The 12959-nt window shown below is 43.4% G+C and carries 10 protein-coding genes; 1 reads left to right on the top strand and 9 read right to left on the bottom strand.

Features of this window, described 5'->3' with window-relative positions; all coding sequences use genetic code 11:
• Positions 1-43: 43 nt before the first annotated feature.
• Complete coding sequence (locus RSX31_RS09660; protein WP_315634418.1) at positions 44-502, bottom strand: DUF441 domain-containing protein; 459 nt, start codon at positions 500-502, stop codon at positions 44-46.
• Between the two features lie 147 nt (positions 503-649).
• On the opposite strand from RSX31_RS09660, the gene ytvI reads away from it, so the two are divergent.
• Entirely contained in the window at positions 650-1756 is a 1107-nt protein-coding gene (gene ytvI / locus RSX31_RS09655) for a sporulation integral membrane protein YtvI (protein WP_148995925.1), read from the top strand.
• Positions 1757-1793: 37 nt separating this feature from the next.
• Here ytvI and RSX31_RS09650 read toward each other — a convergent pair whose 3' ends face one another.
• The 8 genes from RSX31_RS09650 to dnaE all read right to left on the bottom strand — a co-directional run bounded on the left by RSX31_RS09650 (position 1794) and on the right by dnaE (position 12829).
• The gene (locus RSX31_RS09650; protein WP_148969908.1) at positions 1794-2180 is read right to left on the bottom strand and encodes an FxsA family protein; all 387 of its coding nucleotides are present in this window, start codon (positions 2178-2180) and stop codon (positions 1794-1796) included.
• Positions 2181-2319: 139 nt separating this feature from the next.
• A complete protein-coding gene (gene pyk / locus RSX31_RS09645; RefSeq protein ID WP_148969909.1) occupies positions 2320-4080 on the bottom strand; it encodes a pyruvate kinase in 1761 nt (586 codons plus the stop codon).
• A gap of 30 nt (positions 4081-4110) precedes the next feature.
• Positions 4111-5070 carry a 6-phosphofructokinase gene (gene pfkA, locus RSX31_RS09640; RefSeq protein ID WP_148969910.1) on the bottom strand — a complete coding sequence of 320 codons (960 nt, stop codon included), beginning with the start codon at positions 5068-5070 and terminating at the stop codon, positions 4111-4113.
• Between the two features lie 342 nt (positions 5071-5412).
• The gene (gene accA, locus RSX31_RS09635; protein ID WP_148995927.1) at positions 5413-6393 is read right to left on the bottom strand and encodes an acetyl-CoA carboxylase carboxyl transferase subunit alpha; all 981 of its coding nucleotides are present in this window, start codon (positions 6391-6393) and stop codon (positions 5413-5415) included.
• Positions 6387-7256 (bottom strand): acetyl-CoA carboxylase, carboxyltransferase subunit beta, encoded by an 870-nt coding sequence (accD, locus tag RSX31_RS09630; protein WP_148995928.1) that lies wholly within the window; start codon positions 7254-7256, stop codon positions 6387-6389. Before accD ends, accA begins: the two co-directional genes overlap by 7 nt.
• Before the next feature lie 163 nt (positions 7257-7419).
• Positions 7420-8076 carry a FadR/GntR family transcriptional regulator gene (locus tag RSX31_RS09625; protein WP_262371963.1) on the bottom strand — a complete coding sequence of 219 codons (657 nt, stop codon included), beginning with the start codon at positions 8074-8076 and terminating at the stop codon, positions 7420-7422.
• Complete coding sequence (locus RSX31_RS09620; protein WP_148969914.1) at positions 8076-9314, bottom strand: NAD(P)-dependent malic enzyme; 1239 nt, start codon at positions 9312-9314, stop codon at positions 8076-8078. Before RSX31_RS09620 ends, RSX31_RS09625 begins: the two co-directional genes overlap by 1 nt.
• Positions 9315-9478: 164 nt before the next feature.
• Entirely contained in the window at positions 9479-12829 is a 3351-nt protein-coding gene (dnaE, locus tag RSX31_RS09615) for a DNA polymerase III subunit alpha (RefSeq protein WP_315634417.1), read from the bottom strand.
• Positions 12830-12959 lie beyond the last annotated feature (130 nt).

Here is a 12959-nt window from a genome sequence, read left to right as displayed (position 1 = left end):
TCATCAGAGAGATTCCTTAATCAACAAGAACTCCATTGGCATTCTATAAGAACAACTCATATAACTTCATCACGAGGTACGCAATACCTGCTCCAATAAGTGGTCCGACAGCTACTGCTTTGAAGAATGCCACAGCTAAGACTGTGCCGAGGACTAAAGCAGTCGTAATATGAGGGTCATCTTCCAACAGAGTTAACCCGCTCTTCGCAATTAACGCCACCGCCATACCAGAAGCCAGGGCAATCCACGCATAAGGTGACTTTAATGAGTCATACAGGTCTTTAAGTCCGATCTCACCTGTAGCGATTGGTGCCAATACAGCAATCGTGATGATTGTAACACCCCAGTTAATCCCTTTGGACTGAATGGCCGCAAACACTTTTTCATCGATGCCTGCCAGCTTAAGAATGATTAGAAATGTTACGGCAATAATAATCGACTGGTTTTTTGCAGCGAACCCAATTCCCAATAGGAGCAACAAAAACAGGAATGCCTGTGACATAAGTTACCTCATCCTTTCGTAATCATTATCCTGCCATATCAACTTTTATCATTTGTTGTAAAATTGAGCAACCTCGTTAAATTAAACTTCCTTTCATTTCCTGTCTCCTTTAAAATAGAAGTAGAAGATCGGGTAGGAGGGAAGCCCTTGAATGTAGAATATGTTTATCGAACGATCCGGTTCATAATCGTTTTAGCCATCATCATGCTCTCGTTGATTTCACTCTATTACATATGGAAGCTTGCTTATCCCTTTATCATTGCCATTGCCATCGCGTTACTCATCAATCCTCTTGTGAATTGGCTTGAAAAATGGCTCCCCAGGATATGGGCAGTTGCTTTATCTCTCATATTGATTATTGCGATCTTTGCGGGACTTATCACCTTATTGATCGCTGAGATTGTTTCCGGTGCGAATTATTTAGCAGAAGAGCTTCCTAAGCATGTACAGACCCTGGTCAAATATGCTGAGGATTTCATCGTAGGTCAGGTGATTCCACTATACAACCAGCTATCAGGTTTATTCAAGAACCTTGAAGCCGGGCAACAGGATACCATTTTAGAAAATGTCCAGACCGCCGGAACGAAAATCGCCACATCTGCAGGGGATTTCCTGCAAAACTTTTTCACCAAATTGCCTCAGTTGATTTCTTGGATTCCCAACGCGGCATCCGTCTTGATTTTTGCCGCTTTAGCTACATTTTTCATCAGTAAAGACTGGTATACATTATCTTCTAAAGCAGAGAAAATCATTCCCGGAAAGGCAATGAGCAGCGGGAGAAAAGTATTCATCGATTTGAAAAGGGCCCTATTCGGATTTGTAAGAGCACAGTTCACGCTCATATCCATCACGGCTATCATCGTGTTAATCGGATTGATCATTCTGAGAGTGGATTACGCTATCACTATTGCACTCGTAACGGGTCTCGTTGATATTTTACCGTACCTTGGCACAGGAGCGGTTTTCGTACCATGGATCATTTATGAGTTCATAACAGGAAACGTCGGATTAGGTATCGGTTTATCCGTTCTCTATTTGGTTGTTGTTGTACAGCGCCAAATCATGGAGCCGAAAGTCCTGTCATCCAGCATCGGACTCGATCCACTCGCCACCCTGATCGCTCTCTTTGTCGGCTTTAAGCTGATCGGGTTTCTTGGCTTGATCGTTGGTCCGGTTGTGCTGGTCATTCTATCCACTCTTAAAAGAGCCGGTGTTTTTGAAGATACGTGGAAGTTTATTATGGGTGTAAAATAGGAAAGAGCACTGCTCCCCGCGAGCAGTGCTTTCTATATTATCTGTATATAATTACGTTTCCGTTATTGATCCAGCGCTTGAATAACTTATAAATGAACGGTTTGAACATTTTACGTGTAGGTGGAAGTAATAGCAGGAATCCGATTGCATCGGTGATAAAACCAGGCGTCAACAGAACGACCCCTCCGACCAGAATGCACAATCCATCAATGATGGCATCTCCAGGCAGCTGACCGTACTGCATATCCTGCTGTGCTTTTCTGAGTGCTTCCATTCCCTGTTTCTTCGCCAAATAAGCTCCCAGAATTCCTGTTGTAATAATCAGTAAAACGGTTGGGATCAAGCCAAACGCTTGTCCGGAAAGAACAAGCAACCCAATTTCCAATGCGGGCACGATAATTAACAATAACAATATATATCTCATGAGGAATTCCTCCATAAAATTTAATACTTATTGCTCTAATTATAACATATTAAGAATTTTAAGGTATTATGTGAGGATTGTCTTAGCTACCGACAAAAAGCCAGAGTCCATTCCAGACTCTGGCTTTTCACATTTCAAATTATAATACGCTTGCGTGTCCGTTATAGATGACACCGCGAGTAGCGTCTACTGTAATTTCCTGACCATTTGTGAATAGAGAAGTGGCATTGTCCACACCAACGACTACAGGAATTCCTAAGTTGATACCTACAACTGCTGCATGACTTGTCAGACCGCCTTCTTCAACGATCAAGGCAGAACATTTCTCAAGAGCAGGCATCATGTCTTTATCAGTCCCAATTGTCACAAGAACTGATCCTGGTGTAGTATTCTTCACTGCTTCATCTGCAGTCATCGCCACTACTGCTTTACCATAAGCAGATCTACGGCCGATTCCTTGACCTTTTGCAACGACGTCGCCTACCACATGGATTTTCATCAGATTGGTTGTTCCAGATTCACCGATCGGAACACCAGCTGTGATGATAATGCGGTCTCCATGCTTTGTCATTCCTGAATTGACGCTTTCTTCTACTGCCATATCAAGCATTTCGTCAGTAGTCGTCACTTTACGTCCAACTGTAGGGTAAACGCCCCAGACAAGTGCCAATCGACGTGATACGGAATCTGTTCCCGTTACTGCTACGATTGGAGCTTTTGGACGGTATTTAGAAATCATGCGTGCTGTGTGCCCGCTTTCCGTTGGAGCCACAATTGCATTAACGTCAAGGTTAAGAGCCGTGTGCGCTACAGATTGCCCGATGGCATCCGTCATATTATGCTCACTGTCTTTGCTGCGTGCCGCCAGGATATCATTGAAGTTAAGGGCTGTTTCCGCTCTTGAAGCAATGTTGTGCATCGTTTGGACCGCTTCAACAGGATACGTACCTGCAGCTGTTTCACCCGATAGCATGATCGCGTCTGTACCATCGAAGATCGCATTGGCTACGTCACTTGCTTCTGCTCTTGTCGGTCTAGGGTTGCGTTGCATGGAATCAAGCATTTGAGTTGCCGTGATTACAGGCTTACCCATTGAGTTGCATTTCTTGATCAACATTTTTTGGACCAATGGTACTTCTTCAGCAGGGATTTCAACACCAAGATCTCCACGAGCGACCATCAATCCGTCTGATACTTCAAGGATTTCATTGATATTGTCTACACCCTCTTGATTCTCGATCTTAGGGATGATTTGAATGTGGGAAGCGTCATGTTCTTCCAATAATTGACGGATTTCCAGTACATCAGAGGCACGGCGAACGAATGATGCCGCAATAAAGTCGACACCCTGCCCAATACCGAATACGATATCCTGAGCATCTTTATCCGTAATCCCTGGAAGGTTTACGGAAACACCCGGAACGTTTACACCTTTTTTGTTCTTTAACACACCGCTGTTGGCAACATACGTATGAATCTCGCCATTCGCTTTATCGATTTCCGTTACTTCCAATCCGATCAGACCATCGTCAAGAAGGATTTTGGAACCAACATGAACATCGTCGATTAATCCTTCGTATGTAACGGAGAATTTCTCAGTTGTTCCCAGTACTTCATTCATGGAAACGATGACGTTTGAACCTTGTGTTAATTCAATGGCACCATCTTCCATATTATTCGTACGGATTTCCGGACCTTTTGTATCAAGAAGGATCCCGACTGTTTTACCGGCTTTTTCGGCTGCTTCACGGATATTGACGATTCTCTGTCCATGTTCTTCATGGTCACCATGTGAGAAGTTTAAGCGGGAAACATTCATTCCGGCTTCGATCAGTTGTGATAACTTTTCTACACTCTCACTTGCAGGACCGATCGTACATACTATTTTCGTTTTTCTCATTTTCTTTACCTCCTGAAATCTTACAACAATTTAGATTGAAAGCTCTTTGGAAAGTCTGTACATGTCCAAGTCAATTTGATGTGGCTTGGCAAGTGCTTCAATAATATCGTAATCAACTAGTTGATTTTTCTCAATCCCTACTGCTCTTCCGCCTTTTCCATTAACCAACAGCTCTACTGCACGTGCGCCTAAGCGGCTTGCTAATACGCGATCAGATGCAGTTGGTGTTCCACCACGCTGAATATGGCCGAGGACAGAAACACGTGTATCCATTCCTGTTGCTTCAGTAAAACGATTAGCAAATTCATTTGCCGACATGACACCTTCTGCCACGATGATGACACTATGTTTTTTCCCGCGCTCCTGACCTTTTTTCAGACGTGTCACCACATCATCAAGATCGAATTTCTCCTCAGGAATCAGGATGGTTTCAGCACCGCCTGCAAGACCGGACCACAGGGCAAGATCTCCTGCATTGCGTCCCATTACTTCGATGATGAATGTTCTTTCATGTGAAGTTGCCGTATCGCGAATCTTATCAATCGCGTCGATGACCGTGTTCAGAGCCGTATCGAAACCGATTGTATATTCAGTTCCCGGAATATCGTTATCGATCGTTCCAGGTACACCCACACATGGATATCCCCATTCAGTTAAGGCTTTTGCACCTTGGTACGATCCATCTCCACCAATGACAACAAGACCTTCGATTCCATGCTTCTCTAACTGCTCTATGCCTTTTTTCTGACCTTCTTTTGTTTTGAATTCTTCACAGCGGGCTGTGTACAGCATCGTTCCGCCACGATGAATGATATCTCCAACAGAACCAAGTTCAAGCTTCTTGATGTTCCCGTTGATCAATCCGTTATATCCTTGATAAATACCGTACACTTCAATATCAAGGAAAATAGCTTTACGCACAACCGCACGAACGGCTGCATTCATACCTGGTGAATCTCCACCACTTGTTAATACACCAATCTTTCTCACTACGATCACCTCATTAAGAAATATGCCTTTATATGTAAATGAATTATACAACTTGTTAATGGTTTCACATATATCTAAGAAAAGGAAAAATGGAACAATCTATCCTGTTGCATTCATTACATTATTATGGACCAATAGACTATGGATTATTTCTAAAATAACACGAAGATACAAGGTTCTCAACAAGTTACTCGAAGGAAATGCTAAAGACGAAATAATCTATTAAATGGAAGCGTTTTAATTGTTAAAACCTTCAAAATACCGTCACAAAACTTTAATTTGATGGAAAATTAATGAAAAAGACTGACAAATGGTATTTCCTATTTGTCAGTCCATAGTTCATTATGATTTTACCCCAATTAAATCATTTAAAACAGAATATTCACCCATCGCTTTAAATTTTTCATAGCGATGCTGTATCAATTCATCTTTCTTCATTGGGATTAATTCTTTCAAGGATGCCTTTAGTACATCATTGATATATTGTGCTTGCTCTTCGACATCTTTATGAGCACCGCCTTTGACTTCCGTAACGATTTCATCAATGATTCCAAGCTCCTTCAAATCCGGTGCTGTGATCTTCATGGATTCAGCCGCACGTTTCGCTTGTGTAGAATCCTTCCACAGGATGGCTGCCGCCCCTTCAGGTGAAATTACGGAGTAAGTGGAGTTTTCAAGCATATGGATATGGTTTCCGACTCCCAGTGCCAGGGCACCCCCACTACCACCTTCACCGATGACCATGCAGATAACGGGAACGGTCAAGCCTGCCATCTCTACAAGATTTCTTGCAATGGCTTCACTTTGCCCTCTTTCCTCTGCCGCTTTACCGGGATATGCCCCCTTTGTATCAATAAAGCAGATGATCGGTCGATTGAACTTGTCCGCTTGCTTCATCAAGCGTAAGGCTTTTCGGTACCCTTCCGGATGAGGCATCCCAAAGTTCCGGCGAATATTTTCTTTTGTATCTTTCCCTCTTTGGTGGCCGATGATGGTCACCGGGACAGCATGAAATTTCCCTACGCCTGAAACAATGGCTTCGTCATCCCCATACAGACGGTCACCATGCATTTCGATGAAGTCCGTAAAGAGATAGCCGATATAATCAAGCGTCGTCGGGCGATTGGGATGTCGAGCTACCTGAACCCTTTCCCAAGGCTTCATGTTTTCATAGATATCATTTTCAAGCTTCGTGAGCCTGCTCTCCAATTTCTCGATTTCATTTGATAAATCGACGTCTGAATTTTGAGTGAACTCCTTCAGCTCGGCTATTTTTTTCTTGAGCTCAAGTACAGGCTTTTCAAATTCCATCTCATTTACCATGGCAGATCACCGTCCCACTGATGTATATCAAGTACTGTCCCGATTTTCTCTTTTAACTCGAGCCTCGAGATGACTCCGTCAAGTTGACCATGCTTCAATAAAAATTCTGATGTTTGGAAGTCTTCCGGTAAGTCTTCCCTGATCGTCTGCTCAATGATCCTTCTGCCTGCGAAGCCAATAAGTGCACCCGGCTCAGCAAAATTATAATCCCCTACGGATGCGAAACTAGCGGATACCCCGCCTGTCGTTGGGTGCGTCATGATCGAGATGAAGAGTCCTCCATTTTCACTCAATCGATTAAGTGCCACACTGGTCTTGGCCATCTGCATCAAGGAAAGGACACCTTCCTGCATTCTCGCGCCTCCAGATGCCGTGAAGATGATGAATGGGACTTTTCGCTTGTCGGCTTCTTCGATGGCTCTCGTAATTTTCTCTCCGACCACAGAGCCCATACTTCCCATTCTGAAGCGTGAATCCATGATGGCCGTCACCACTTCGATTCCGTTTACCTTACCTGAACCAGTTAATACTGCTTCATTCATACCTGTCTTCTTCCGATCCTTTTCCACTTTTCCTTCATAATCAGGAAACCCCAGGGGATTCCCGGAAACAAGATCATGATCAAGCTCTTTAAAGGTACCTTCATCTATAAAACTATCGACTCTCTCTGGTGAGCTCATCCCATGATGGAATCCGCAATGAATGCACACCTTTAAGTTTTTTTGAAGTTCTTTCGTGTACATGATCTTTTTGCAATCAGGACATTTCGTCATGATGCCTTCTGGAACGTCGTGTTTAGCCGCTTCAGAAGGGATCGTTGCATATTTTTTCTTTTTGGATTTATTAAAAAGTTCCTTAAGCAAGGTGAAACCTCCTTAACTAATTACAGTAGCTTATACGTCTTCTGAAGGAAAAAAATGAAGGTGATACAGCTTTAAAATCAATTTCCCAGGGACAGCTTCCGCTTTCATTTCTAGTAGTAAATGCACATATATAACTGCTTGACTATCAGTTTAATGGAAAGGTTTAAAAAAAGATGTTGGAAATTGTCGCATCATTATCGACAATTTCCCTGACCCTTTTATACTTCTCTTGCACAGTCTCTTTATCTTGGTTTTCTATTCCTTGAAGCATTCGGGTAATCTCTTCTCTCATTCGCTCCGTAATCTTGATTTCTCCACAAATCAATGTTTCAAAATCATTTAAGATATTCCAAATCCGTTGAGCCAAATGATTGGCATTCATCATCACGATATCCCTGAACACATCATCCAGGTTTTCCGCTTCTGACACTTTCTCAAAAAGGGCATCCATCTTCTTTTTTTCTGAAAATAGATCTTTCAGCGCTTCTTTTTCAATCATCATTTTCGTATAAAGAATATCTTCCTGGGCTTTATGGTCCTCGAGGATGAACATTCCTAACAAATCGATGAGGTGATGATCCCGAAAGTCCCTTAAAAAGGTACCTTCGCCTCTTTTGGTTTCAATCAGGCCCAACAATTCCAATGCCCGTAATGCTTCCCTTACAGAAGAGCGCCCAACGTTCAATCGTTCGGACAGCTCTCTTTCAGAAGGGATCTTATCACCCGGCTTGAGGCCGTCTTTAGATATCATTTCTCGTAATTGGTGAACAATTCCAATATATACTTTAGCGTGGGAATGGAGAGAGTTCACTTCTGACATCATTCACTCTTCCCGATTACCGCTAAATCTTCTGTCTTTTTCCGAATATCTTCCGGATCCACCTTTAAACGTGCCACTCCCGTCTCCATGGCGGCCTTTGCGACTGCAGCTGCAACAGCAGGTGCTACACGCTTATCAAATGGTGCAGGGATGACGTAATCCTCATTCAACTCGTCTTCTCCGATTAAAGCCGCAATCGCTTCAACAGCAGCTTGTTTCATCTTCTCATTGATATGAGTGGCGCGAACATCCAGTGCCCCACGGAAAATACCAGGGAATGCAAGGACATTATTTACCTGATTAGGAAAATCGGATCGACCGGTTCCAACCACTTTTGCTCCAGCCGCTTTTGCCAACTGAGGCATAATTTCAGGCACAGGATTGGCCATAGCGAAGATAATCGGGTCCTGTTTCATAGAGGCCACCATTTCTTCTGTTAACGCTCCTGCAACAGAAACACCGATGAATACGTCTGCATCTTTTAGTACTTCTGTCAGTCCACCTTTGATCTGATCACGATTCGTAAACTTGGCTACTTCGTCCTTGATTCCATTCATTCCTTCGGGACGACCTTCGTAAATCGCTCCCTTGGAATCACACATAATGATGTCTCTCACACCATAACGGTAAAGAAGCTTAATAATCGCCATGCCCGCGGCACCGGCTCCATTTGCCACTACTTTGATTTCTGACATCTTCTTCCCAACAATCTTGAGCGCGTTCACCAGACCTGCCACAGTTACAATGGCTGTACCATGTTGATCATCATGAAACACAGGGATATTGGTCTCTTTCTTCAAGCGCTCTTCGATTTCAAAGCAATTCGGAGCTGCTATGTCTTCTAAATTCACTCCGCCAAAGGTAGGCTCAAGAAGTTTAACGGTTTCTACAATCTTGTCCACATCCGTTGTGTTCAAACAGATTGGAAACGCATCAACACCGGCAAAGCTCTTGAATAGAACCGCTTTACCTTCCATAACAGGCAAGGAAGCTTCCGGCCCGATATTTCCAAGACCTAAAACTGCCGTACCATCTGAAACAACGGCTACCATATTCCCTTTCATTGTGTAATCGTAAACCGTTTCAGGCTTGTCATAAATGACTTTACACGGTTCTGCCACCCCTGGGGAATAAGCCAGGCTCAGGTCTTCCGCATTCCGGACCTCCACCTTGGATGTTGTTTCTAATTTCCCTTTGTTTACCCGATGCATATGCAGAGCTTCTTCACGCAATGACAATCAACTCACTCCTTCTGTTTCTTTACATGCTATATGTCGATCCATGATTCACATAAATCTTCTAAATGTACATGATATATAGTGAAAAAAATAAAGTTATAGAGGTGGTCTGACCACCTTTTTCTATTAAACAATAATATAAATATTGGTTTTAGTAAAGTATGTTATTGTAATATGACATTTGCCTCACCCAGAACCTGCTGCATTTCCCTAAGAGCCTCTTGAGACGGGGACACACGTAAATGGTCCGGAAGCTGGACACTCTTTTTTTCACGTTCATAATAAACGATGACAGGATTCTCCCCTTTGAATCGGTTAATCGTTTGATGAATACGCTGCGTACACGCCTCTTCATCCTGACCGACGGGAATTTTCAAATAGAGCTTTTGATCCACTGCTTTCACTCTCGCCTGCACTTCTTCCATCGCTTCCACCTGATTCACAATGAACTGAAGCTTATCGTTCCGTTCTTCAACATTTCCACCAAACAGGAGGATATTCCCTTCTTTTAGTCGAGTCATATTATTTCGATAGACATTCGGAAACACCACCGCTTCGATCTCGCCACTTTCATCACCGATTTCAAGGAAGGCCATCACTTCCCCTTTTTTGGTCCGGATGGATTTCACTCCGGTAATATAACCGCCGAAAGTGATTTTCGACCCCTTATGAAGATCGGCTATTTGCTGTAAGCCAAGATCATCATACAGGTGACGGTAGGATGAAACGGGATGGTCAGATAAGTAAAGACCCAGCACCTGCTTCTCGAATTGAAGCTTGATATCGATCGTCATATCCTCTACTTCGACATGCTTAGGCTTTAACAGGAACGCTTCTTCCTCATGAAACAGATCGGGATCCCCTTCAGGGTTGACAAGTTCCGCATGCTGGGCCGCTACATCAAGGCTTGCAAGCAGCGTGGCACGGTCCATTCCGAATTCATCGAACGCCCCAGACAATACTAAATTTTCGAGGATTTTCCGGTTAATCGTTTTGGAAGATACCCTCATGCAAACATCAAACAGGTCCTGAAATGGTTTTTCTTTTCTGGCACGGATGATTTCCTTTAAAGCAGCTGCCCCTATTCCTTTGATAGCCCCTAAGCTGTAACGGATTCTGTTCTTACTTTCTACCGTAAATACAAATTGACTCGTATTAATGGATGGGGGCAGGATCTCAATATCATAAAGCTTTGCTTCCCGGATATACTGAGCCACTTTCGTCTCATTTCCCACTACCGATGTCAGGAGGGATGATAAGAAAAAAGCAGGGTAATGTGCCTTTAAATAAGCCAATTGATAGGCGATCATACTATAGGCAACAGCATGGGATCGGTTGAATCCATAATCTGCGAATCTGACAATCAAGTCATAAATGGTGTGCGCGACTTCTTCGGTATATCCTTTCCGTATTGAACCGGAAACAAAATGCTCCCGTTCCTGATCGAGGACATCCTTTTTCTTCTTCGAAACCGCTCTTCTGAGCAAATCTGCTTCCCCTAGGGAGAAACCGGCCATTTTCGAAGCAATTTGCATGATTTGTTCCTGATATACAATGACGCCGTAAGTCATTTCAAGAATCGGCTTTAAGTCAGGCAAAGGATAGTCCACCTTCTCCACGCCGTGCTTCCGTTTAATATACGTCGGGATGTTTTCCATTGGCCCCGGACGGTACAACGCGTTAACGGCCACAATATCTTCAAATGAATTAGGCTTCAGTCTTTTTAATACATTGCGCATTCCTTCTGATTCAAGTTGAAAAATCCCATTGGTCAGTCCTTTACTTAATAATTCAAAGGTTTTAGGATCATTCATGGGTATAGACTCAATGGAGAATGATTTATTGGTTCCCATTTGAACGTTCTTCACAATTCTTTCTAAAATACTTAGATTACGGAGTCCGAGGAAATCCATTTTCAACAAACCGATTTCTTCCAGTATATCCATAGAGAATTGAGTCAGATGGATTCCGGATGAACTTCCCTGGATGGGTACCCACTGCACTAACGGAGCTTCACTCATCACGACTCCCGCCGCATGGGTCGACGTGTGTCTTGGAAGTCCTTCAAGTTTAAGAGCCGTCTGAAATAATTTCTTATAATGATCAGAGCTCGTCACAAATTCGCGGAATCCCTTAGACTTTTCATAGGCTTCCTGCAGTGTGATCCCCAACTGATTCGGGACAAGCTTGGATACTTGTTCCTGCTCCTTCATATTCAAGCCGAATACACGACCTGTATCACGAAGGGCTGCCTTTGCTGCAAAGGTCCCGAACGTAATGATCTGGGCAACGTGAAGACTCCCATACTTCCCTTCCACATACTCGATCACTTCGTCCCGTCGGTGATCGGGAAAATCGATATCAATATCCGGCATGGAAACCCGTTCAGGATTTAAAAATCGTTCAAACAGCAAATGATGTTCGATCGGATCCACATCTGTAATCCTCAATGCGTAAGATACCAGGGAACCCGCTGCAGATCCCCTTCCCGGTCCAGTCAGGATCTTTCTTTCCTTGGCATACTTCATAAAATCCCAGACAATCAGGAAGTAATCGCTGAATCCCATCCTGCCGATGACTTCAAGCTCATAATCCAATCGTTCTATGTACTCATCGGAAACCGACTCTACCCTTTCACTCAGGCCTTTCTCACAAAGGTGGGTCAATTCCTGAAGGGCTGATACTCCCTCAGGCAGAGGATATTTCGGGAGGAGCTGCTGATGGAAAGGGATGGTCAGGTGACACTGATCGGCAATCTTCATCGTGTTTTCAAGCTCCGTTACATGATCAGAAAACAACTCCACCATCTGCTCTTTGGACTTGAAGTAGTACTCCTGTGAACCTAATACGTCCCTGTCATCTTCAGACAGCTTCACACCGTCCCTGATCGCACCCATGCATTCATGGGCGAAATGATCTTCCTGGTCTAAATACTGAACATCATTGGTAGCCACCATATCCGTTCCCGTCTCTTCAGCTACCTGCTGCAGCAAAGGAATAAGTGTATCTTCAGACGGAATCCCATGCTTTTGAAGGCTTAAGTAAAAGGAATTCCTGCCAAAGATCTGTTGATAGGTGTGGATGCATTCCTTTGCTTTTTCACTTTCATCATTCAATAACAGGTTCTCAATCTCACCTTTGATCCCTGGAGTGATGGCAATCAACCCCTCACTATAGGAAGAGAGCCACTTTAACGGGAGACCATCTTTCGACTTTGCCCCGATCGCACTCGAAATCTTTAATAGATTCTGATACCCCGTTTGATTTTTCACGAGGAGAACAAGGGGGTAGGATCCTTCCTCTGACGCAATATCTGCGGTCAACCCGATAATCGGTTTTATGTTTTCTCTTAAACACGCCTTATAAAAAGGGATGGCGGCATACATCATATTTTTATCGGTTAAAGCCAGTGCTTTATACCCTGAATTCTTCGCTTTATGTACAAGTCCATTTATCGATATCGTGCTAGACAAGAGACTATAGGCACTCGCTACTTGTAAATGAACAAATGACATGTTATGCACAACCTTTTTCTCAATATACTTTTATTATAGGAAAGAAACCGCAAAAAAGAAAATATGTTCTCCCTCATATCTTGTCTACTAATCCCATATAGTTATCGTAAAGACACGTAATAGATGGAGA

Origin of the sequence: Rossellomorea yichunensis, from assembly GCF_032337515.1 — a bacterium.
Lineage (GTDB): Bacteria > Bacillota > Bacilli > Bacillales > Bacillaceae_B > Rossellomorea > Rossellomorea yichunensis.
Note: the sequence above shows the minus strand (reverse complement) of the source record. Positions and strands in the feature narration are given on the sequence as shown.

Coding starts and splice junctions, on each gene's coding strand:
- RSX31_RS09660 (WP_315634418.1), bottom strand. CDS start 502: ATGTCACAGGCATTCCTGTTTTTGTTGCTCCTATTGGGAATTGGGTTC.
- RSX31_RS09650 (WP_148969908.1), bottom strand. CDS start 2,180: ATGAGATATATATTGTTATTGTTAATTATCGTGCCCGCATTGGAAATT.
- pyk (WP_148969909.1), bottom strand. CDS start 4,080: ATGAGAAAAACGAAAATAGTATGTACGATCGGTCCTGCAAGTGAGAGT.
- accA (WP_148995927.1), bottom strand. CDS start 6,393: ATGGTAAATGAGATGGAATTTGAAAAGCCTGTACTTGAGCTCAAGAAA.
- RSX31_RS09625 (WP_262371963.1), bottom strand. CDS start 8,076: ATGTCAGAAGTGAACTCTCTCCATTCCCACGCTAAAGTATATATTGGA.
- dnaE (WP_315634417.1), bottom strand. CDS start 12,829: ATGTCATTTGTTCATTTACAAGTAGCGAGTGCCTATAGTCTCTTGTCT.